Below are 22304 nucleotides of genomic sequence, written 5' to 3' on the forward strand. Positions count from 1 at the left end.
CCACTTTTTCAAAGGAGAGCACCAATGCAAGCAGTAGTTTCCAACCGTCTCGCCGGCCGCAGCGCAGTCATCACCGGTGGTGCCAGCGGCATCGGCCTGGCCACGGCACGCCGGATGGCAGCTGAGGGCGCCAACGTCGTGATTGCCGACATCGAACCGACCTCAGGGATTGCGGCCGCCGGCGAAGTAGGCGGCCTGTTCGTCAAGGTGGACGTGACCAGTGAAGAAGAAGTCCGCAACCTCTACGCCCAGACCAAGGAGACGTACGGCAGTGTTGACATCGCCTTCAACAACGCAGGCATTTCTCCCGCCGACGACGCTTCGATCCTGGATACCGGAATCGACGCGTGGCGCCGGGTGCAGGAAGTGAACCTGACCTCCGTTTACTACTGCTGCAAGTACGCCATTCCTTATATGCAGGAGCAGGGCAAGGGATCCATCATCAACACGGCATCGTTCGTGGCTGTCATGGGAGCGGCAACATCCCAGATTTCCTACAGCGCCTCGAAGGGCGGCGTCCTGTCCATGAGCCGGGAACTCGGCGTCGAGTTTGCACGGCAGGGCATCCGCATCAACGCCCTCTGCCCGGGACCGGTGAACACTCCCCTGCTGAAGGAACTCTTCGCGAAGGATCCTGAGAAGGCAGCACGCCGCTTGGTGCACGTTCCTCTGGGCCGTTTCGCGGAACCGGAAGAACTGGCCGCTGCGGTCGCCTTCCTGGCCAGCGATGACGCCTCCTTCATCACGGCCTCAACCTTCCTGGTGGATGGCGGCATCTCGGGCGCTTACGTCACTCCGCTCTCGTAGCATCTCTCCTGCTGCCCCTGCCCTCTTTGGGCGGGGGCAGCTTTCGCGTTTAAACCCCTTGACGTCGCGATAGTTACCGATATATCGTTAACTATCGCCGATAATCCTTCGACGAACACTTATACCGAAAGGACGATGCTGTTATGAAAGGCATCCACGAACACGACAACACCTTCCCGGAGCATGGCTCCGGACTCCCCGAACATGGCCAGGGAAGAGGCCGCTTCAATCGGGGCAAGGGGCGCCGCGGTCCCCACGGACACGGCGGGCCCGGCTTTGGACCCGGCGGTTTCGGGCCTGGTTTTGGACCCGGTGGCTTCGGCCCGGGCGGTTTCGGCCCCAGGGGCTTTGGTCCCGGCGGCGGGCGGCGGGCAAACCGCGGCGACGTCAGGGCAGCCATCCTGTCCTTGCTGGCCGAGTCGCCATCCAACGGCTATGGGCTGATCAGGACGATTGCAGAAAAGACGTCCGGAACATGGCGGCCCAGCCCTGGATCCGTCTACCCCACCTTGCAGCAGCTGGTCGATGAAGAGCTCATCACAGCCGTGGGCGAGGGACGTCGGACAGAATTCACCTTGACGGACGACGGCCGCGCCTACGTTGCCGAGCATGAGGAAGAGCTCGCCAATGCCTGGAACACCGAGGCCGACGGAAACATGCAGGAGTTCCACCAGAGCATCGGGAAACTCATGGGCGTTGTCCACCAGTTCCGCGCCGCGGCAACCGATGAACAACGCCGGGCAGCAATCGAGAAACTCGATGAAACCCGCCGTGCGCTGTACCTGATCCTGGCCGACTAATTCCCCCTTGACCTTGACGTAACGTCAACCATTACTGTCAAAGGACAAGCCAGGAACGAGAGGGCCAGGACGGAGGACTCATGGACTGGTCGATCCAGGAAATCGCCAAGATGGCAGGGACCACCAGCCGCACGCTGCGTCACTACGACGACATTGGGCTGCTCAAGCCAAGCCGGACCGGTCATAACGGCTACCGCTATTACGACGGTCCGGCCTTGGTGCAGCTCCAGCGGATCCTCCTGCTCAGGGAGCTTGGACTGGGTTTGCCTGCAATTGCCGACGTGCTTGCCCGGGAGACCGACACCGTCAAGGCGTTGAGCGGCCACCTGGAATGGCTTGGGCAAGAGCAGGACCGTCTGGCGCGACAGATCGCGTCGGTACGGCAAACCATTGACACATTGAAAGGGGATGGAAAGTACATGGCACAGGACATGTTTGATGGCTTCGACCACACGCAGTACAAGGACGAAGTAGAGGAGCGCTGGGGCAAGGACGCTTACGCCACGAGTGACGCGTGGTGGCGCGGCATGAGCGCCGAAGAAAAACAGCAATGGAAGGAACGTTCACGGAAACTGGGGAGCGACTGGATCTCCGCTGCGACGTCCGGAATTACGCCCGATAGCGCTGAAGCACAGGAACTGGCAAGGCGCCACGTCGAATGGCTCCGCGGAATCCCTGGAACCCCGACGGCGGCACCTGGCGGAGACGTGAAGGGTTATGTCACAGGCGTCGGCGAGATGTACGTTGCGGACCCCCGATTTGCCGCGAACTATGGCGGGGAGTCAGGAGCCACGTTCGTTCGGGATGCCCTGCGGGTTTACGCGGAGGAGAACCTGTAGGCAGCCGGGATGCGTTGACCGGGGTTTGGCAATAGTCTGGCCGAATGGGTACTAGCACCGTAAAGTCCAGCGAACAGGTTGACCGGCAGACTCGCATTCTCGAAGCGGCCCTGGAACTGCTGTCCCGCCATGGCATTTCGGGCATCAATATGCGGGCCGTCGCGCGTGAAGCCGGCGTCGCCTTGGGGCTCGTGAACTACTACTACGAAGACAAGTCGAGCTTGATCCGTGCGGTACTTCACCGGATTGAAGAGCACGACCTCATACTGGTGGAGCCGGAGCCGGCCTCAACCCCTGAGGAGCAACTCCGAGAGTCACTTCGGCGCGTTGCGGACCCCGATCTCCTGACCACGCCGTACCTGTCCCTCCGCCTCCACCTGTGGGCGCTCGCCCAGGCCCATGAGGACTTTGCACGGATCAACGCGGCGGCGTTCGACCGGTATCTGGACGGGCTAGCCACACTCATAGGGAATGCCAAACCCGAGCTTTCCGCCGATGAGAGTAAGGAGCGCGCAGCAGACATCGTCGTCGTGCAAAACGGCATGTGGCTCACCACGCTCCTGGGTATAGACAAGGCTGCCATCGAGCGAGGCATTGCCCGCACGGAGCAGATCGCTTTCGCTCCTTCGCGTCACGACGGCCGACACTGATGAAGCGCGACCTGACCCTTCTACGCCCGCCATCCGGCTCTAGTTGACTGGCTGGGGCCTTCCGGGCAGGCTGTGAGGACATCCGGCAAGGGGACCACGATGACTTATCGACGCTCGTTGGCGGCTACCGCGGTGCTGCTTGGGTTTGCCCTTTCCGGATGCCAGCCTGTTGCCGGGCCGCGCACGGTCGGGTCTCCCGCAACAGCTGTGCCCAGCCCGTCGTCCTCTGAGCTTTCGGCCATCATCCAGACTGCCGTTGAGGACCGCAACGGCACTGCCCTGGACGTTCCCCCGGAGCCGCATCTCAGCGACGCGCAGTCGACGGCAGCCTACCGGGCGAAGCGCGAGAGGGACCTTCCGGTGGTGGCGAGGTCAAAGGCCGGCTTCAAGTCGATGGGTTTCTGGTACACGGACTTTTCGACGACGATCACGGTGGAGTCAATCGAGGTGGCCGGCTCAGAAGCCAGCGTCCATTTCAAGGAATTGACCGAGGAACACCAGGCCTCGGCAGCGAATGGACCAAGCAACGTCCCGTCCGGCTACTCGCTGCCGCAGACGGCACTTTTCCGGGCATCCGCGGATGGCTGGCAGCTCGACAGCATCACGGCGTCAGTACATGGGGGCGGCTTGCCGATGTCCGTCGTCGAGTAGCGGGAACGGGGCTGGATGCCCTGTAGCGGCTCGGGCCGCGATTAGTACCAGTACCGTCTTCCGGCAAGAGGGCGTCCGATTGCACCGAGCACCAAGAGGATGAGGCCGATAACAGCCACAATCCACCCAATAGTTATCAGGATTCCAATGTTGAAGATATAACCAAGGATTAGTAGAACAACTCCGAGTATGAGCATTTCAGTCCTTACCTTTCCAAATATTCCGACAAACCCTAAGTTGCAAGGGGGTTGCTTGCCCTCGTCTCATTCGTACCACACTGGGTTATCGAGTGGAACAGGAACCTTCAACAGATGTTCGTCCCAGCACCGTCCTTTTTTGGCGCATATCCTGAGCTCGATGAAGATGCCGTTTAAACCCGGAACATAGTTAACCCTGGGCGTGGCTAGAGAAGCGGACCTGCATGTCCGGCGACCAGTAGCAGACTGCCCTCTTCCCGGATCCAGACTTGGGTCATGGGCATGCGATTTTGCCTCCGGCCGGCCGTTGTGGACACATCGTCGATAGCGATGCAGGTCAAGACAGCTGTTGTACAGAAGATCGTGATCGTGGGCTGTTCGAGGGTTTGCGAGTGCCAATTGTTCTGACCGCCGATGTTTGATCGAACGTAGGTATCGCGGTCGAACCGCTCGCCTTGATGCGAGATCCAGCAAAACTTGGGGTGCAGCAGACGAATCAAAGATTCTCCGTCACGTCGCGCAAGGGCGTCGGCCCTTTCTACAGCAGCTTTGAGCACCTCGTCCTGAGTGAGCATTCATTGAGTGTGTCAGTCAATGGCTGGCGTTGGGAACTGACAGTGCCGAGAACTAATCAAGAAACGGTCGTCTTTCCTTGCCACTTATCGGGTTTTTGCCGTGCCACTTATCGAGTCGTCCGACGATGGTGCGGTTTCGACCTAGACTGCCGTGAACTCTTTTCCTGCCAAGGGGCAATACAGTTTGTGACTACCGATAGCGACTTGATTCGCCGCTCCAGCAAGGACCCGCAGGCCTTCGCTGCGCTTTATGACAAGTATTCGCGGGCGGTGTACCGCTACGCGGCTACCCGGGCAGGTGACTCAGTAGCTGAAGACGTCATGTCGCAAACGTTCTTGGTCGCCTATGAAAGCCGGGAGGCTTTTGATTACGAGTGGGATGATGCCAGGCCATGGCTATTCGGCATCGCGACCAATCTTCTCCGCCGGCATCACCGCACTGAAGCAAGGCGGCTAAGAGCCTTCGCGAAAGCTGCAGGCAGAGACAGCTACGAGGACGGTGCCGATCGTGTGGCTGAGCGGCTGGACGCAGCCGTGAAGTCTTCCAATCTGGCCGCAGCGATCAGGACGCTTTCGACAGCAGATCGGGAATGCTTGCTGCTCTATGCGTGGGCTGACCTGACTTACGAGGGCATAGCACTGGCAACCGGCGTTCCCGTTGGCACTGTCCGGTCACGGCTTAACAGGGCGCGGCGCATCATTCGAGGTGCCGCCGGCCTGCTGAACATGGATGAAGAGGAGATTGAGCATGGACGAGCTATCACTCCTGCGCGAAATGCGTGACAGGACTCCCATTGCCACCGATGCGGCTATCGACAGGGGTCGGACCAAGTTACTGCAAGGTATTGATCCCCACGCGGTAAAGCTTCAGAAGAACCCGCGTCGCCGCATGGCAATGAGGTGGGGGCTTGTTTCAGCGGCAACGGCTTTAGTCGCTGGCCTCCTGGTCAGTGGCGACGTCTTTGGGCCCGGCCCACTGCGGGGAGCAGCCACCGCGCAGGCCGCGGAGGTGCTCAACGCCGCTGCCGAGACAACCATCCAGACAGCAGACCTTGTACCGGGCCCTGGACAGTACTTGAAGATCCAAAGCACCAATATGTGGGGTAGTGCCGCGGTTACGGCAGATGGCAGCGAGTATGAGTGGCTGGACACTGAAAAGAGCGCCATGTACATCCCAGCCATCCGCGAGGAGGAGTGGGTCTGGGAAAGATCAGGAAGAATCCCCACAACGTTCTTTGATGAGGAATCGAAAGAATACGCCTCCAGTCTGGAACCTGCCGAAGCGTACGTGCTCCGGGGCAATAACGGAGGCTTCTACGGCACCCCACCTGAGCAGTCCAGCTTTCCATCGCAGGATGCCCTGGCCACCTTCCCACGCGATCCAAACGCCCTCCTGGCTGAAATCCAGCGGCAAACAAACGGCAAGGGCCAGTCCAAGGATGGCGAGGCGCTGGTGTTCATCGCCGACCTGCTCAGGACGGGCATAGTCCCTGCCGATCTCCGCGCTGCACTGTACAAGTCTGCAGCGCTCATCCCAGGGGTGACCGTCACCGACGAGCAAGCCACGCTCGATGGAAGAAAAGGCATCGCCATCGGGCGAGTGGAGACAGCTTCCAACCGCCGTCAAGACATCATCATCGACCCCAAGACAGGTCTGTTGATCGGCGAACGTGAAGTGCTGACCGAACCCCGGGGATCTATTCCTGCGGGAACAGCTACGACTTGGACCGCGATCGAAACGACCATTTCGGAGACCGCACCGTAACGCTCCGCCTGTTCCCTCATGGATGATGGCAGCGAGACCAGAGTAACGAGAGAAGAAGACCGGCACCGTGTGCCGGTCTTCTTTAACTTTTTCTGATTCGGTGAAACCTTTTGGGCATTGCCGGACACTAAAGGGCATGGGGAACAACACAGACAGCGAAGAGGGGTTGTGGCACCAGAGTCTTCTGGGCCATGGCGATGCCTTTGGCGCCTTGTATGACCTGCATCGGGACCGGGTCTTCCGCCATGCGCACCGGCTCTGCGGGAATCACCACGAGGCTGAAGACATCATGGCTGCCTCCTTTCTTGAGCTCTGGCGGCGGCGAAAGCAGGTCCGGGTCGTGGAAGGATCGGTCCTTCCGTGGTTGCTGGTCACGACGACGAACATGTCACGTAACAGCGCCCGGACAGCGTTGCGCTACCAACGCCTCCTGAAAGCCCTTCCCCGCAGCGGCGACCTGACGGACCCAACGTCAGATTCTTACCGCTCTTACCAGGACAACCTTGACCATGACCTTGCCCACGCTCTTGCGACACTGACGCCCGAGGATCTGCACCTGGTCACGCTGGTCGTTTTCGAGGAGTACACCATCGTTGCCGCCGCCACTGTCCTGCATCTGACCCCTGCTGCAGCGAAATCAAGGATGCACCGAGCCCGTCAGCGGCTCAGAGCAGCCCTCAACGGTGATGCATCAACAAACACGCCCACGGCTCCAACCCCGGTCTTGGAAGGAGAACGGCCATGAAGCAGCTCCACGTCGACGATCACTTCAGTGACGCCCTGCGGGCGGAACTCGTCTCCCAGGTCAAGAAGGAAACGCTGTCTGCTAAGCGGAGGCGCACCAGGGTGTGGCTTGGTACCGGCGCTCTGGCCGGTGCGGGACTGCTTGGCATTGGAGCGGCGGCAGCGGGACTCTTCTTCATCCCTGGAAGCGAGAAAGTGACCCCCTTGGCTTCACCTGTGACCACAACCTACGCCGGCACAGCAACCGTTGAGCTGGGCACTCCGCCCGAGGGAACCACGGGGATTCAAATGGAACTTAGGTGCCTGACCCCTGGCCGGTTTGAGTTTCCCGACGGTGCCTCGAGCAGCTGCTCAGATGTGGATGCCGCAAGCGACCGGATGGGCTGGAGCGGCTACACCATTGCACTCACTCCTGGCCAGGACAGCATCACGATCAAGGCCGACCCCGAGGCCCGCTGGCAGCTCACCGCCGAGTATGTGAAGCAGGAACGAACACCCCTGGGCATCAATGCGAAGGGCGAAACCTACGGCGTCGAAAGCCAGGAGAACGGAACCCCCGACTTGATCGCTGTGATGGCCACGAACGGGCAATCCGGTTACGCCTACGCCAGCGACCTATACGACGGCCCCATGCCGACCAGCCCTGAAGACGCCCTCAAGAACTTCAACACCCCTCGCCCTCCGCGCGAGATCCCCGTCTTCAGAAGCGATGGAGAAACCCAAATCGGCGTCTTCATGGCCTCCGGCTCCGGCGGGGGAATACCCTCCTACCCAACGCGAAGCGCCCCGCCCGGATGAACCGATTAGTCGCTCGGTCAGCATCCACCTTTGAGGGAGCACAATGAAACCCGTTCGGTTATGGCGATGCCTGATCCTGCCCCTTTTTCTCACCATGCTGCTGACATCGTGCGGCAACAAGTTGGCGGTCGATCCGGTAATTACTGAGCCCACGACGAAGGCCACTAGCTCGATTCCCGCTTCTACCAGTAGCCCCGTTCCAAGTGGTGGACCCTTTGCGTGCGTGGACTGGGTCCGGTTTGCGACCCCTCAGGACCAATACGACAAAGCCGGCCTGGTGCTCATCGGAAAGTCTGTAAGACGGGCAGGAGGGACCACGATTTATGGTCAGGAGGCCACCACCCACCTTGTGGAAGTCGAGCAGTTACTCAAAGGGAATCCCGGACACGGGAACATGCGCATCACCTCCATGCCCCCGACCTGCACTGCAGGAGGGTCCTACCCGGATGGCGACCCACTGGACACTGCTGAAAGAGTCATCATTTTTGCCACCAAGCAGGGCGACGAATGGTTCACCATGACCCCCGCACAGGGAGTGCTGTCTTTCCCCCAGGGCTCAGAACTTCCCTTTCACTGAATCAGCCCATACGTATTGGACTACCGATAAATCCCGCGCCACCCCCTAAGGCCTGAACTCAACGGCCCGGAGCCGCGATTTTCGCACCAGACAGACGAAAATAAGGAGCCTTATCTATCAAAGAATTAGTCCAGAATCTATTCTGTGTTTATGGGTATGTTTAGCGCCCATCAGGCCACCGGCACACCCCGGGAAGCCCATCCCGATCCGGGGGCCGTCTCTATAAGGAGGCGTCGATGTCAACTCCCGATCTGCCGACTCGCGGGCCAGCAAGGCCCGGTCCGTATATTGTGGCCGGAATCCTGCTAGCCATCTCCGTTCTGGTTCCCTTGTTCGTCCCGGCGTACGCAATGGATAAGCCACGGCTGGCCGGTATGCCGTTCTTCTACTGGTACCAAATGCTCTGGGTCCCGATCACCGCAGGCCTGGTCGGGGTCTCCTACTGGCTGGTTACCAAGGAGGACCGCCGCCGCCGCGCGGCCGTCCGGGGCACACGCTCCGAGGCGCAGGAACAAGCCGAGGAGCAGGAACAATGAACGCGCTCGCCGTACCGGTAGAGACCACAGGCGATCGTCCCGTCAACGGCATCGCACTCGCCATCGTCGTCGCTCTCTTTATTCTCGTGGCGGTTTTGGGTTTCTTCGCTGCACGGTGGCGTGCGGACAGAGAGACCGGTTTGCACAGCCTCGATGAATGGGGGCTGGGTGGCCGTGGTTTTGGAACGTGGGTGACGTGGTTCCTCCTCGGTGGCGACCTCTACACGGCCTACACGTTCGTGGCAGTCCCGGCGGCAATGTGGGCAACGGGAGCAGTGAGCGGCTTCTTCGCGGTGCCATATACGATCGTGCTTTACCCGATCGTATTCCTGCTGATGAGCCGGCTGTGGTCGGTCTCGCACCGGCACGGGTTCGTAACGCCGGCGGACTTCGTTGGCGGGCGCTATGGCAGCAGGGCACTGACCGTTGCCGTGGCACTTACCGGCATTGTCGCGACCATGCCGTACATCGCGCTGCAATTGGTTGGCATCAAAGCCGTGCTCACGGTGCTAGGCCTCGGCAGCGCCGAGAATGCACTGTTGACAGACTTGCCGCTGATCATCGCTTTCGTGGTCCTGGCCGCCTACACGTACACCTCGGGCCTGCGGGCACCGGCGCTTATCGCCGTCGTGAAGGATCTTTTGATCTATCTGGCCGTCATCGTCGCGGTGATCTATATGCCGATCAAGTTCGGGGGCTGGGACAACATCTTTGGCGCCGCCCAGACGAAACTCGACGCCGTTAGTCCCGCTACAGGCAAACCGGCCGGCATCTTTATCCCAGGCGCTGCTAGCTACTCGGCGTATTGGACACTCGCTCTTGGCTCGGCGATGGCGCTGTTCATGTACCCGCACTCGGTGACGGGGGTCCTGGCGACCAAGAGCAGGAACACGATCCGCAAGAATGCGGCAGTGCTGCCCTTGTACTCGCTGATGCTGGGATTCCTTGCCCTCCTGGGCTACGCAGCCATCGCTGCTGGCACCAAGCCCGTTGACCTCAACGGTGCCATAAATCCGCAACTGGTGGTTCCGCAGTTGTTCTTGGACAACTTCCCCGCATGGTTTGCAGGGATCGCCTTGGCCGCCATCGCGATCGGTGCCCTGGTTCCAGCAGCCATCATGTCGATCGCAGCTGCCAACTTGTTTACCCGCAACATCTACCGCGACCTCATAAAGCCCGACGCCGACCCGCGGCAGGAAGCGAGGGTCTCCAAGATCGCGTCGCTCGTGGTGAAGTTCGGAGCACTGATCTTCGTCATCGCGATGGACCAGTCTGCCGCAATCAACATGCAGCTTCTCGGCGGTATCTGGATCCTGCAGACATTCCCGGCGATCGTGGCAGGACTCTACACCCGCTGGTTCCATCGCTGGGCGCTCTTCGGAGGCTGGGTAGCCGGAATCATCTACGGAACCGTTGCAGCTTACAACGTGGTGAATCCGGCGACAAAGGCCAATTTCGGTGGCTCCATCGCCGCCATCCCCGGCACCAACGTGCAGGTCTACATCGCCGTAGTGGCCTTCGCGATCAACCTGATAGTTGCCGTTATCCTGTCGCTGCTCTTCCGTGCGATGAAGCTCCCCGATGGAAAGGACATTACGCGAAACTCCGACTACGGAGCGGACGAGAACGACCCCAAAGTCGCCAAGCTCCAGCGCGAATACCCGCTCAGCTAAGGTTCCGCATAATGAGACGTTTTTGCTCGTATAATGGACACATCCTTTAGCCTGGACTGTATGGATGACAGTCTGATAACCCAAGAGGACCTTCTGCCCTTTGTTGATGCCGCCTGGCTTACGGCGCACCGAAGCAACGTTGTTACCGCTGATGTTCGGTGGTACCTCGACGGCGCGTCGGGCCGTGCAGCCTACGACGGCGGGCACCTTCCGGATGCGGTGTTTGTGGACCTGGATTCATGGCTGTCTGGGAGTTCGGGACCACACGGGCTGAACCCGCTTCCCGACTATGAGGTGTTCGCACAGGGAATGTCCTCCTTGGGAATAGGTGACGACACGACCGTCGTCGCCTATGACGACGCCGGAGGAGTCATCGCCGCGCGGCTCGTGTGGATGCTGCGTGCGCTCGGGCACCGGGCGGCGTTGCTCGACGGCGGGATTGCCGCGTGGACGGGACCGCTGGAGACGAAGCCCGTGACGCCGACGCCCGCGACCTTCACGCCGTCTCCGTGGCCGGAGGAGCATCTCGCCCAGCTTGGGGACATCACGGCAGGGGTTGCCGGGATCATCGTCGACGCCCGCAATGCCGACCGCTTCGACGGAAGCCTCCAACTGCCCACCGACCCCCAAGCCGGACACATCCCCGGCGCAGTGAACGTCCCGTGCCGTGGAAACCTCGCCCCTGATGGACGCCTGCGCCCGATCGCCGAGGTCCGACGAGCGTTTGCGAAGGTTGGGATCGAAGATGCGAGCGCCGTCGTCTCTTACTGTGGATCGGGCGTCACGGCCTGCCACAACCTTCTCGCCCTGGAGCATGCAGGACTCGGCCGCGGCCGTCTCTACGCAGGCGGTTGGTCAGAGTACGGAGCCGAGCCTCACCGCCGAGCCGAGCTTGGCTGACAACGGACCTACGCCTTCCAGCCTCCGTGGGAATCGCTGGTGGCTTGCGTAGCATTGGGGCTCAACAACTATTGGGGGTAGTAGTGAATTTGAGTCCAGCCTTCGGAATCCTCGGGATCCTTTACGCGGTCTTCGTGATCGCGGTGTCCGTCATGGCCGTGTACGCCCTGGTCTTGGCCATCATCTTCTTACGGCTGAGGATCGCTGAGTTGAAGAGGGCAGCACGGGCCGAGGACAGCTGACGCCGCTGCGCAATTGCGGAATACGGGTGTTCCGGAGTGCCCGCCCTGATCGACCAATACCATTCGCGCGGGTACGCGCAGCCCTGGCCGTCGTTTCTTCTGTCACAAATCCGAGGGCTGTCCGGTCTTAGTCAGTAACGAGACCGGAGGACTTGCTGCGCCAACGAAATCCAAGATGAGATACCGGCGCGCGCCTCAAGGAATCTTAACTTCAGATATCCCGAGTGAATGGAATGTAGTGATGAAGCCTCAGGAACTGCTCGTGTCGACGTCGGTGCTCGTCATTGGCACGGGAGGCGCCGGACTCCGCGCCGCCATCGAGTTGGCCGAGTTGGGTGTGGATGTGCTCGCTGTCGGCAAAAGGCCCAGAAGCGACGCCCACACTTCGCTCGCGGCGGGAGGCATCAACGCCGCTCTCGGCACGATGGATGCGGATGACAGTTGGCAGCAGCATGCCGCAGACACAATCCTGGAGAGCTACGATCTTGCGAACCCTGAGATCGTGGAGATTGTCACCAAGGGTGCCGCGCAGGGAATCAGCGACCTGGAACGTTACGGCATGCCGTTCGCCCGCGAGGAAGACGGGCGGATCAGCCAGCGTTTCTTCGGCGCTCATACGTTCCGCCGGACAGCTTTCAGTGGCGACTACACAGGGCTCGAAATTCAGCGCACGCTTGTGAGTCGCGCCGCGGAGCTCGACATTCCAATATTGGACGATGTTTACATCACGCGCATCCTCGTCACCGAGGGCCGAGTCTTCGGTGCCTACGGCTTCCGGCTCTCGGACGGGACGCGCTACCGGATCCATGCCGACGCCGTGGTGCTCGCTGCCGGAGGGCATACCCGCATCTGGCGACGCACGTCCAGCCGGCGGGACGAGAACACTGGTGATTCCTTCCGCCTGGCAGTGCTCGCAGGCGGCCGCATCCGCGACCCCGAGCTGGTCCAGTTCCATCCCTCAGGCATTCTTGAGCCAGAGAACGCCGCAGGAACGCTCATTTCGGAAGCCGCGCGCGGCGAGGGCGGTATCCTCACCAATGCCCTCGGCGAACGATTCATGGCCAAATACGATCCAGAGCGCATGGAGCTCTCCACCAGAGATCGGGTGGCTTTGGCTTGTTATACAGAGATTCAAGACGGGCGCGGCACGGCCAATGGTGGCGTGTGGCTGGACGTTTCACATCTGCCTCGGGAGACGATCATGCGTCGCCTGCCGCGTGTTTATCAGACCATGCTCGAATTGCAGATGCTCGACATCACGACGACGCCCATGGAAATCGCACCGACAGCGCATTACTCCATGGGCGGCGTCTGGGTCCGTCCCGACGATCACAGCACGGATGTCGCGGGTCTCTACGCAATCGGGGAAGCCTCAAGCGGCCTGCATGGCGCCAACCGTTTGGGAGGCAACTCGCTGATCGAGCTCCTGGTCTTCGGCAGGATCGTCGGCAAAGCCGCCGCTGAGTATTCGGGATCCCTCACAGCACACGTCCGGTCAGCGAAAGCGGTGGATGAAGCCCGGCAAGAGATAGCTGAGCTGCTCAACGCCAAGGGACACGAGAACGTCCGCGTACTTCAGCGGGCCATCCGGGACACCATGACCGAGCATGCGGGTGTTGTGCGCAACGAAGAAGGTCTTAAGCAGGGCCTGGCGGAGCTCGACGACATTGAGGCCCGCATCATCGACGTGGGCGTGCATCCCGACATTGCCGGATATCAGGATCTTGCACACGCTTTCGACTTGAAGGCAGCCGCTCTTGCCGCCCGTGCGACGCTCGAAGCTGCCCGTGAACGCCGTGAAACACGAGGCTGTCATAACCGCAGCGACTATCCGGATCTTGATTCAAGCTTGCAGGTGAATCTCGTCTGGTCTCCTGCTCGTGGCATCGAGCACGAAGCCATCGCACCTGTATCGCAGGAGATTGCGAAGCACATGCGTCGACCGGTCACGACCGCTGACAAACTCGTCGAGTGAGTGGCGGGTAAGAATTGGAATACCAATTTACCGCCAGATTCGCCCGCCGTCGTAGGTCACCCAAGCTCAGGCTTCCACGGCCAGCGTCCAATCCTTCGAGCAGTAACATTGGGCGCATGGATGCCGACACGGGGTCAGCGGCCGAATTGGAAACGGCATCGACTATTTTCGCGGAAGTCCGTCCTCGATTGTTCGGGATCGCCTACCGCATGCTCGGAAGTGTCAGCGAGGCCGAAGACATCGTCCAGGAGACGTGGGTCCGATGGCAGACATGCGATCGCAGCCTGGTTCGGCATGCGCCGGCATTCCTGGCGACTACCGCCACCCGTCTCGCCATCAATGTCGGGCAGTCGGCACGTGTCCGTCGTGAGACGTATGTGGGTCCCTGGCTGCCCGAGCCGGTGGACACAAGCGCCGACCCCGAACTGGGCGCCTTGCGTGGTGAAGCGCTCGAGTTTGCGGTGTTGCTGATACTGGAAAAGTTGTCGCCAACCGAACGTGCAGCCTACGTGCTGCGGCAGGCATTCGACTACCCGTACGAGCAGATCGCCGAGGTCATCCAACAGACGGAAGGCAATGCCCGCCAGTTGGTCAGCCGCGCGCGCAAACACCTTGCAGAGGAGAAACGTGCTCAGGTGAGCGTGACCGAGCAACGGCAACTGCTGGAGGCATTCCTGGCCGCTGCGCGAACCGGCAACCTGGCCGCGCTGGAGGCGCTGTTCGCCGCCGACGTCGTCAGTTACTCCGACGGCGGTGGGAAGGTTCGGGCTTCGAAGTTCCCTGTTGTCGGACGGGAACGGGTCGCGAAGTACTACCAGGCGTTCGCGTCGCGTTTCTGGCTTGGTGTCGATACCCAGGCTTTCATGGCCAACGGCCGGCCCTCCGCACGCCTGGCCCGGGACGGGGTGGTGTTTGCGGTGGTGACCCTCACTGCGTCTGCCGACGGTATTGATCGGCTGTTGTGGACGATGAATCCAGACAAACTCTCCGGCGTGACGAGGGTTGGGGGCTGACTGTCACAGATTGATCCGGTATCCGGTCATAGCTGGTGGACGGAATGGCTCTACATTCCGCTACGCCAACATCGGAGGGAAAGATCATCATGAAGATCGTTGTAATCGGCGGCACTGGCCTGATCGGCAAGCAAGTTGTGGAGATCCTCAGCAGTCAGGGTCATGAGGCGAAAGCGGCGTCCCCCTCCACCGGGGTGGATTCGGTGACCGGCCATGGATTGGATGAGGCGATGGTGGGGGCGGACGTCGTTGTCGACTTGACGAACACGTCCGATTTCGACGAGAAGGTAGTCGTTCCCTTCTTCTCCACTTCATCCCGCAATCTTCTCGCTGCCGGGAAAAGGGCCGGCGTGCGGCATCATGTGGCTCTGTCGGTCGTTGGAACCGATCGTATCGACGTCGGCTACTTCGCCGGAAAAGCCGCGCAGGAGAAGGCTGTTAGAGATGGCGGAGTGCCGTACACCATTCTGCGGGCAACTCAATTCTTCGAGTTCATCCCGATCATCGCCAATGCAGGAATGCGCGACGGCTCCATTTATGCGACAAATTACCTGATGCAGCCGATGGCTGCTGCCGACGTTGCCCGCATCGTGGCGGAGACGGCCGTCTCGCCAGCGATCGACGGCGTCCTGGAAATGGCGGGTCCTGAGCGCGCAGGAATTAATGAATTCGTAGGCCGGGTTCTCGAGGCCCACAATGATCCCCGCCCAGTGGTTGTTGACACCCAGGCCGGCTACTTCGGCATACCGATCGAAGAGACGAGCATCGTTCCCGTGGGTGAATCCCGGATCGGGGACATCACCCTCAAAGAGTGGCTGAACGTGACGTCCTAGCACGGCCTGTCTTTGCTCAGCCTGTCACAGATTGTGTTGGTACCCGGTCATACCTGGTGGACGGATGTCACTGCATCCCTTCACGCCCACTTATCGGAAGGAAAGATCATGAAGATCGTAGTTATCGGCGGCACTGGCCTGATCGGCTCGAAGCTGGTCAGCAAGTTCCGCGAACATGGACACGAAGCAGTTGCCGCTTCCCCTGACTCAGGCGTGAACACGCTCACGGGCGAGGGCCTCGCGGATGTCTTGCAGGGAGCGGACACCGTAGTCGATGTGTCGAACTCGCCCTCGTTTGAAGATGCGGCTGTGCTCGATTTCTTTACAACCTCCACCCGCAACCAGCTCGCTGCGGAGAAGGAGTCCGGTGTCGGGCACCATGTCGCGCTTTCGGTCGTGGGCACCGAGCGACTGTTGGAGAGCGGCTACTTCCGGGCGAAAATCGCTCAGGAAAAGCTCATCAAGGAATCGGGCGTCCCCTATTCGATTGTTCATGCGACGCAGTTCTTCGAGTTCGTCAAGAGCATCGCCCAGGCCGCGACCGAGGGAAACATTGTTCGTCTGTCGCCCGCCCGGATCCAGCCAATGGCCGCGGAGGACGTGGCCACCGCAGTTGCACGCACCGCCGTCGGAAGTCCACAAAACGCCACCGTTGAGGTCGCCGGTCCCGAGCAGTTCGGTCTCGACGAGCTCATCCGCAAGGGCCTCAGCTTCCGTGGCGACCCCCGCGAGGTTGTCACTGACCCCAGCGCGCGCTACTTCAACGCCATGCTCCAGAATGGCGAGCTGCTTCCCGGCACCGAGGCGACCATTTATGACACCCGCTTTGAGGAGTGGCTGAGCCAGCAGTAGCCGGACCGTGTGCGGGGTGTCCTTTACAGAGGACCGTTGAAAAGGGCGCTCCGCTCCCGGCTTTTCGATTAAAAATGTACTCAAAATGGCCCCTGTGGAGGAGACCCCTTACTCAGCGTCAGCAGGCTATTGACCGAGTATTTGGGCAGGTCTAGCGTTGCGAATGGCAGTGGGACTATCCCCCGCCGTTCCCATTGGAGGTCCATTATGGCCGTTGCAGTAATCATGGATTTCACCGAAGGCACCCTTGAGGATTATGACAAAGTGGTGCAGCGACTAGGACTCGCTCCCGGCGGACCCGGGGCCCCGGGCGGGCTCTTCCATTGGGCATCAGGGACCGACAACGGTGCCCGGATCGTGGATGTGTGGCGGACCCGCGAGCAGGCCGATTCCTTCTACCAAGAGAAGCTCGGCCCGGTTACAGCCGAACTCGGAATTGCGCAGCCGGAGATCAGCTATTTCGATGTCCACAATTTCCAGACCGCAGGACCTGAGGCCTGACAGCCCTCGCAGGACGCAGACGACGACGGCGCCCTCCGGCAACCGGAGGGCGCCGTTGTTGTCCGCCCGGAAGGGCAGTGCCTGATCACCCCGGAGCGCGCAGCCAGCACCACTTTGAACATTTGTTCATATTTTCTCTTGAACAGATGTTCAAGATCCTCTAATCTACAAGTATGACCCAAGCCACATTCTCCGATTCCGCATCCACGCTTTTCATCAACGGCTCGTGGGAGCCGGCTGCGTCCGGTGCGGTCCGCCAAATCCACAACCCGGCCGACGGCGAACTGGTCGCCACGGTGTCCGAGGCTGGCCGCGAAGATGCCGAGCGCGCCATTTCTGCCGCTCGTGCAGCCTTCGACTCCGGCGTCTGGTCCTCCGTCCCGGCGCCCGATCGCGGCGCGTTCCTGCTGAAGGTCGCCGCTGAACTGCGCGAACGCCGGGAAAAGTTCGCCCGGGCCGAATCGCTGGACACCGGCAAGCGGATCATCGAAAGCCGCATCGACATCGACGACATCGCTGCCTGCTTCGAATACTTCGGAAGGCTCGCCGGGCAGTCGGCGGGCCGGGTAGTCGACGCCGGGGACAACGCCGTCGTCAGCAAAGTTGTCTACGAGCCCGTTGGCGTCTGCGGGTTGATTACGCCGTGGAACTACCCGCTGCTGCAGGCTGCATGGAAGATCGCTCCCGCCCTGGCCGCTGGCTGCACCTTCGTCCTCAAGCCCGCCGAGCTGACCCCGTCCACGGCAATCCTGGCCATGCAGTTGCTCAAGGACCTTGGCCTGCCGGACGGCGTCGCCAACCTCGTGACGGGCCCGGGCGCCAAAGCGGGCGCACCCCTTTCGGAGCACCCTGACATTGATTTGGTCTCCTTTACGGGTGGCCTGGAAACCGGCAAGCGCATTGCCGCGGCCGCCGCTGGCACGGTCAAAAAGGTGGCGCTGGAGCTCGGCGGCAAGAACCCCAACGTCGTGTTTGCGGACGCTGACTTCGACGCCGCCGTCGACAATGCGTTGAACGGCGCCTTTGTGCACTCGGGTCAGGTCTGCTCCGCCGGGGCGCGGCTGGTGGTGGAGGAATCCATCGCCGAACGCTTCGTCGACGAGCTGGTCCGCAGGGCACAGGACATCTGCCTCGGCGGCCCGTTCGATGAGTCCGCCGAAACCGGACCGCTGATTTCCGCAGCCCACCGCGAGAAGGTGGATGCCTACGTCCAGCGTGGCGTGGCGGAGGGCGCACGCCTACGCTGTGGCGGCGCGGCGCCTGAAGGGGAGAAGTACGACGCCGGTTTCTACTACCAGCCGACTATCCTGGACCGCATCCAACGGGGAATGTCGGTTGTCATCGACGAAGCCTTCGGCCCTGTAGTAACTGTGGAAACCTTCCGCACGGAAGACGAAGCCGTCGCCACTGCGAACGACACCATCTACGGACTGGCGGGCGCCGTCTGGACGCAGGATGCAGGCAAGGCACAGCGGGTAGCAGGCCGGTTGCGGCACGGCACCGTTTGGATCAACGACTACCACCCCTACCTTCCGCAGGCCGAATGGGGCGGCTTTGGCCAGTCCGGCGTCGGCCGCGAGCTCGGTCCCACTGGACTCGCTGAATACCAGGAAGCCAAGCACATCTACCAGAACACCAACCCGCAGGTAACCGGCTGGTTCGCTGAGCGCAGCAAGGAGAAATAGATGCACACCGACAACATCGAGAACCTCAATGACCGAGGGTTCGACTACGTGGTCATCGGCGGCGGCTCTGCCGGTGCCGCTGTAGCGGCCCGTCTGAGCGAGGATCCTTCCGTTACCGTGGCGCTGGTTGAAGCCGGTCCGGATGACCGCGGCCTCCCCGAGATCCTGCAGCTTGACCGTTGGATGGAACTGCTGGAGTCGGGGTACGACTGGGACTACCCGGTGGAACCGCAGGAGAACGGCAACTCCTTCATGCGCCACGCCCGCGCCAAGGTCATGGGTGGCTGCTCCAGCCACAACTCCTGCATCGCTTTTTGGGCTCCTCGCGAAGACCTGGACGAGTGGGAGTCAAAGTACGGCGCCACCGGCTGGAACGCTGCTGCCGCCTGGCCGTTGTACCAACGCCTCGAAACCAACGAGGACGCAGGCCCGGATGCTCCCCACCATGGCGACTCGGGGCCAGTGCACCTGATGAACGTGCCACCGACGGATCCCACCGGCGTCGCGCTCCTTGACGCCTGCGAGCAGGCCGGCATCCCCCGGGCAAAGTTCAATGACGGCAGCACTGTGATCAACGGGGCCAACTTTTTCCAGATCAATCGCCGTTCGGACGGCACGCGTTCCTCCAGCTCGGTCTCCTACATCCACCCCATCATCGAACGTGAAAACTTCACACTGCTGACTGGCCTGCGTGCCCGCCAGTTGGTGTTCGACGCAGACAAGCGCTGCACCGGTGTGGACGTCGTTGACTCAGCTTTCGGCCGGACCCACCGTCTCACAGCGCAGCGCGAAGTCATCCTGTCCACCGGCGCCATCGACTCCCCCAAGCTCCTCATGCTCTCCGGCATCGGCCCGGCCGCGCATCTCGCCGCACACGGCATCGAGGTGGTGGTCGACTCCCCCGGCGTCGGCGAGCACCTGCAGGACCACCCGGAAGGCGTGGTGCAGTTCGAGGCCAAGCAGCCGATGGTGCAGACCTCCACCCAGTGGTGGGAGATCGGCATCTTCACCCCCACTGAAGAGGGTTTGGATCGCCCGGACCTGATGATGCATTACGGCTCTGTCCCGTTCGACATGAACACCCTGCGGTACGGCTACCCCACCACGGAGAATGGCTTCAGCCTCACCCCGAACGTCACCCACGCCCGTTCCCGCGGGACAGTCCGGCTGCGCAGCCGGGACTTCCGCGACAAGCCCATGGTCGACCCCCGTTACTTCACGGATCCGGAGGGCCACGACATGCGCGTCATGGTAGCCGGCATCCGCAAAGCGCGGGAAATCGCCGCGCAGCCGGCCATGGCTGAATGGGCCGGCCGGGAGCTCTCCCCCGGTATCGAGGCACAGACGGACGAGGAACTGCAGGATTACATCCGCAAAACCCACAACACGGTCTACCACCCCGTCGGCACTGTCCGGATGGGTCCCGTGGACGATGACATGTCACCCCTGGATCCCGAGTTGCGGGTCAAGGGCGTTATGGGCCTGCGCGTTGCCGATGCCTCCGTCATGCCGGAACACGTCACCGTCAACCCCAACATCACGGTCATGATGATTGGCGAGCGGTGCGCGGACCTCATCAAGGCAAGCCGGACGGATGAAACCACGACGGCGGAGGCGGACTTCAGCTTGACCCCTGCCTGAGCAGGTGATTGCCACTGAAACACCGGTGGATGGCGCACCCAGCGCCCCCACCGGCGTTTCAGCGCACACGTTTCCGGCCCGCGAGCGCAAAGCCGGAGAAGGACGCCCGCATTATTCTTGAACATTTGTTCATAGACAAGTCTTGAACGCCTGTTCAATCTGAACTAACCTCTTCTTATGACCCACGCCACACCTATTCGGTTGCGGCTTGGCGGGCGTGGCCTGGGCCTTCGACCACATGGAAGGCCCAGCCGGCCCCGTTACAACAATGGGGAACAGCCGGAGTCACACAGTAGTGCCCGGCCTTTTGATTTCGACTGCGACCAATGGCGGCCGCAGGTCATCACCATTCGGTGCACGTCTGAGTTAGGAGTTCGAATGTCAGAACCCAGCAAATTAGGACCTAGCAAGAGCGATGCCAGTGGCATGGACGAGTTTGGCTACGCCCAGACCCTTGACCGCAGCATCGGCAAGTTCGCCAGCTTCGCCGCCGGCGTCAGTTACATCTCCATCCTCACCGGCGTTTTTCAACTCTTTTACTTCGGCTTTTCCACGGCCGGTCCGGCCTATGCGTGGTCTTGGCCAATCGTCTTCGTCGGTCAGCTGATGGTGGCCCTGTGCTTTGCGGAACTTGCTGGCCGCTACCCAGTGGCTGGATCGGTCTACAACTGGGCTAAACGACTCTCCACCGGAACGTGGGCCTGGCTGGCAGGCTGGTTACTCCTCATTTCCTCGATCATGGCTCTGGGTTCCGTTGCCTTGGCCCTTCAAATCACCTTGCCGCAGATCTGGAGTGGCTTCCAACTGGTGGGCGATGGAACAGGTCCTTACGACTTCGCCGTCAACGGCGTCATCCTTGCCAGCATCATGATCGGCATTTCCACACTCATCAACGCGTTCGGCGTGAAGCTCATGACCATGATCAACAGCGTGGGCGTGTTCGTGGAACTGGTTGCGGCCGTCCTGCTGATCGCGGCACTGATCTGGCACGCCGTCCGCGGACCGGAAGTCCTCCTGGACACTGCCGGATTCGGCGAAGGACATCCCCTGGGCTTCTTCGGGGTGTTCATGATTGCCGCCATGGCCTCCGGCTACGTCATGTACGGGTTCGATACCGCCAGTTCCCTGGGCGAGGAAACCAAGGACCCCAAGCGCACCGCTCCCAAGGCCATCCTGCGTGCCGTGACGGCGTCCTTCCTCTTGGGCGGACTGCTCCTCCTGGGCGGCATCCTGGCCGCGCCCGATCTTTCCGATCCCAAGCTTGGAGCTGCCGATGGCGGACTCCAGTACATCGTGCTTTCCGTGCTGGGCGGCCCCTTCGGCAAGGCCTTCCTGGTTTGCATCGTGGTGGCCGTCGTGGTCTGCACACTAGCGGTCCATGCAGCAGCTATCCGGATGATGTTCGCCATGGCCAGGGACAACAACCTTCCCTTCAGCCGCCAGCTCAGCAAAGTGCATCCCACCCGCAAAACCCCGACAGTGGCTGCAATCGTTATCGGTGTAGTTGCTGTGATTCCGTTGATCGTCAACATCTCCCAGCCAGCTATCTTCACCATCCTTTCCAGCATCAGCATCGTCCTGATCTACCTCTCCTACCTGCTGGTCACGGTGCCGATGCTGCGGCGCCGGTTCCTCAAGAAGTGGCCGCTGAAGGACGACGGTTCAGAACCAGGATTCAGTCTCGGTAAATGGGGGCTGCCCGTGAACATCCTGGCGGTACTCTGGGGCGGCGCGATGACGCTGAACCTGATCTGGCCCCGGCCGGAGATTTACAACTCAGTACCGCCCTTCGAGTGGTACCTGCAGTGGGGCGGCGTCATGTTCGTTGCTGCCGTAGTCATCGGCGGAACGCTCCTCTACCGCCTCCGTATCAGGCACCGGACAGGGGTCCTGGCCGAGCACGCCGCTGCGGCCCCCTCCCCGGAGCCAGCCTCGCCGGGGTTAGCGTCCCGTGAACCCGCAGCCCCTGAGCAAGCCGCATCGGAGCCTGTCCACGTCCTAACCCAAAGTTCCTAGCCGCTACTTCGGAGTCACACCAACGAGAGCATCT

23 protein-coding genes are annotated in these 22304 nt (G+C 61.3%); 22 read left to right on the forward strand and 1 reads right to left on the reverse strand.

Features of this window, described 5'->3' with window-relative positions:
- Positions 1 to 24 precede the first annotated feature (24 nt).
- The 5 genes from AB4Z15_RS16980 (at position 25) to AB4Z15_RS17000 (ending at position 3747) form a co-directional block, all read left to right on the forward strand.
- Positions 25 to 807, forward strand: a complete 783-nt coding sequence (locus AB4Z15_RS16980) for a 3-oxoacyl-ACP reductase (protein ID WP_442018220.1) — start codon at positions 25 to 27, stop codon at positions 805 to 807.
- A gap of 143 nt (positions 808 to 950) precedes the next feature.
- Positions 951 to 1607 carry a PadR family transcriptional regulator gene (locus AB4Z15_RS16985; protein ID WP_431117871.1) on the forward strand — a complete coding sequence of 219 codons (657 nt, stop codon included), beginning with the start codon at positions 951 to 953 and terminating at the stop codon, positions 1605 to 1607.
- A gap of 80 nt (positions 1608 to 1687) precedes the next feature.
- Positions 1688 to 2446, forward strand: a complete 759-nt coding sequence (locus tag AB4Z15_RS16990) for a MerR family transcriptional regulator (protein ID WP_442018221.1) — start codon at positions 1688 to 1690, stop codon at positions 2444 to 2446.
- Between the two features lie 44 nt (positions 2447 to 2490).
- On the forward strand, positions 2491 to 3096 hold the full coding sequence (locus AB4Z15_RS16995) for a TetR/AcrR family transcriptional regulator (RefSeq protein WP_442018222.1): 606 nt from the start codon (positions 2491 to 2493) through the stop codon (positions 3094 to 3096).
- Between the two features lie 99 nt (positions 3097 to 3195).
- Positions 3196 to 3747, forward strand: a complete 552-nt coding sequence (locus tag AB4Z15_RS17000) for a hypothetical protein (protein ID WP_442018223.1) — start codon at positions 3196 to 3198, stop codon at positions 3745 to 3747.
- Positions 3748 to 4150: 403 nt separating this feature from the next.
- Here AB4Z15_RS17000 and AB4Z15_RS17005 read toward each other — a convergent pair whose 3' ends face one another.
- Positions 4151 to 4519 carry a nuclear transport factor 2 family protein gene (locus AB4Z15_RS17005; protein WP_442018224.1) on the reverse strand — a complete coding sequence of 123 codons (369 nt, stop codon included), beginning with the start codon at positions 4517 to 4519 and terminating at the stop codon, positions 4151 to 4153.
- Positions 4520 to 4705: 186 nt separating this feature from the next.
- Between AB4Z15_RS17005 and AB4Z15_RS17010 the strand changes: the two genes are divergently transcribed.
- The 17 genes from AB4Z15_RS17010 (at position 4706) to AB4Z15_RS17090 (ending at position 22270) form a co-directional block, all read left to right on the forward strand.
- Positions 4706 to 5302 carry an RNA polymerase sigma factor gene (locus AB4Z15_RS17010; RefSeq protein WP_442018225.1) on the forward strand — a complete coding sequence of 199 codons (597 nt, stop codon included), beginning with the start codon at positions 4706 to 4708 and terminating at the stop codon, positions 5300 to 5302.
- Positions 5268 to 6284 carry a CU044_5270 family protein gene (locus AB4Z15_RS17015; RefSeq protein WP_442018226.1) on the forward strand — a complete coding sequence of 339 codons (1017 nt, stop codon included), beginning with the start codon at positions 5268 to 5270 and terminating at the stop codon, positions 6282 to 6284. The genes AB4Z15_RS17010 and AB4Z15_RS17015 overlap by 35 nt, the downstream gene beginning before the upstream one ends.
- A gap of 136 nt (positions 6285 to 6420) precedes the next feature.
- A complete protein-coding gene (locus AB4Z15_RS17020; protein WP_442018227.1) occupies positions 6421 to 7029 on the forward strand; it encodes an RNA polymerase sigma factor in 609 nt (202 codons plus the stop codon).
- Positions 7026 to 7826 (forward strand): peptidase M56 family protein, encoded by an 801-nt coding sequence (locus AB4Z15_RS17025; protein WP_442018228.1) that lies wholly within the window; start codon positions 7026 to 7028, stop codon positions 7824 to 7826. The genes AB4Z15_RS17020 and AB4Z15_RS17025 overlap by 4 nt, the downstream gene beginning before the upstream one ends.
- A 43-nt stretch (positions 7827 to 7869) precedes the next feature.
- Positions 7870 to 8403, forward strand: a complete 534-nt coding sequence (locus AB4Z15_RS17030) for a hypothetical protein (RefSeq protein WP_442018229.1) — start codon at positions 7870 to 7872, stop codon at positions 8401 to 8403.
- A gap of 236 nt (positions 8404 to 8639) precedes the next feature.
- Positions 8640 to 8939 (forward strand): DUF3311 domain-containing protein, encoded by a 300-nt coding sequence (locus AB4Z15_RS17035; RefSeq protein ID WP_442002729.1) that lies wholly within the window; start codon positions 8640 to 8642, stop codon positions 8937 to 8939.
- Positions 8936 to 10612, forward strand: a complete 1677-nt coding sequence (gene mctP, locus AB4Z15_RS17040) for a monocarboxylate uptake permease MctP (RefSeq protein WP_442018230.1) — start codon at positions 8936 to 8938, stop codon at positions 10610 to 10612. The genes AB4Z15_RS17035 and mctP overlap by 4 nt, the downstream gene beginning before the upstream one ends.
- 60 nt (positions 10613 to 10672) lie before the next feature.
- Positions 10673 to 11512: a sulfurtransferase gene (locus AB4Z15_RS17045; protein WP_442018231.1), complete on the forward strand. Its 840-nt coding sequence runs from the start codon at positions 10673 to 10675 to the stop codon at positions 11510 to 11512.
- Between the two features lie 83 nt (positions 11513 to 11595).
- Positions 11596 to 11754 (forward strand): hypothetical protein, encoded by a 159-nt coding sequence (locus tag AB4Z15_RS17050; protein ID WP_442018232.1) that lies wholly within the window; start codon positions 11596 to 11598, stop codon positions 11752 to 11754.
- Between the two features lie 241 nt (positions 11755 to 11995).
- Positions 11996 to 13729, forward strand: coding sequence for an FAD-dependent oxidoreductase (locus AB4Z15_RS17055; RefSeq protein ID WP_442002732.1), 1734 nt, complete (start codon positions 11996 to 11998; stop codon positions 13727 to 13729).
- 116 nt (positions 13730 to 13845) lie between these two features.
- Positions 13846 to 14742, forward strand: a complete 897-nt coding sequence (locus AB4Z15_RS17060) for an RNA polymerase sigma-70 factor (RefSeq protein ID WP_442002733.1) — start codon at positions 13846 to 13848, stop codon at positions 14740 to 14742.
- An 89-nt stretch (positions 14743 to 14831) separates the two neighbouring features.
- Complete coding sequence (locus tag AB4Z15_RS17065; RefSeq protein WP_442002734.1) at positions 14832 to 15575, forward strand: SDR family oxidoreductase; 744 nt, start codon at positions 14832 to 14834, stop codon at positions 15573 to 15575.
- A 108-nt stretch (positions 15576 to 15683) separates the two neighbouring features.
- Positions 15684 to 16427 carry an SDR family oxidoreductase gene (locus tag AB4Z15_RS17070; RefSeq protein WP_442002735.1) on the forward strand — a complete coding sequence of 248 codons (744 nt, stop codon included), beginning with the start codon at positions 15684 to 15686 and terminating at the stop codon, positions 16425 to 16427.
- Positions 16428 to 16634: 207 nt separating this feature from the next.
- Positions 16635 to 16928 carry a hypothetical protein gene (locus AB4Z15_RS17075; protein WP_442002736.1) on the forward strand — a complete coding sequence of 98 codons (294 nt, stop codon included), beginning with the start codon at positions 16635 to 16637 and terminating at the stop codon, positions 16926 to 16928.
- Positions 16929 to 17101: 173 nt separating this feature from the next.
- The gene (locus AB4Z15_RS17080; RefSeq protein WP_442018233.1) at positions 17102 to 18613 is read left to right on the forward strand and encodes an aldehyde dehydrogenase family protein; all 1512 of its coding nucleotides are present in this window, start codon (positions 17102 to 17104) and stop codon (positions 18611 to 18613) included.
- Positions 18614 to 20254 carry a GMC family oxidoreductase gene (locus AB4Z15_RS17085; RefSeq protein ID WP_442018234.1) on the forward strand — a complete coding sequence of 547 codons (1641 nt, stop codon included), beginning with the start codon at positions 18614 to 18616 and terminating at the stop codon, positions 20252 to 20254.
- 378 nt (positions 20255 to 20632) lie between these two features.
- Complete coding sequence (locus AB4Z15_RS17090) at positions 20633 to 22270, forward strand: APC family permease (RefSeq protein WP_442018235.1); 1638 nt, start codon at positions 20633 to 20635, stop codon at positions 22268 to 22270.
- Positions 22271 to 22304: the final 34 nt, after the last annotated feature.

It is taken from the genome of Paenarthrobacter sp. 2TAF44 (assembly GCF_052114885.1).
Lineage (GTDB): Bacteria > Actinomycetota > Actinomycetes > Actinomycetales > Micrococcaceae > Arthrobacter.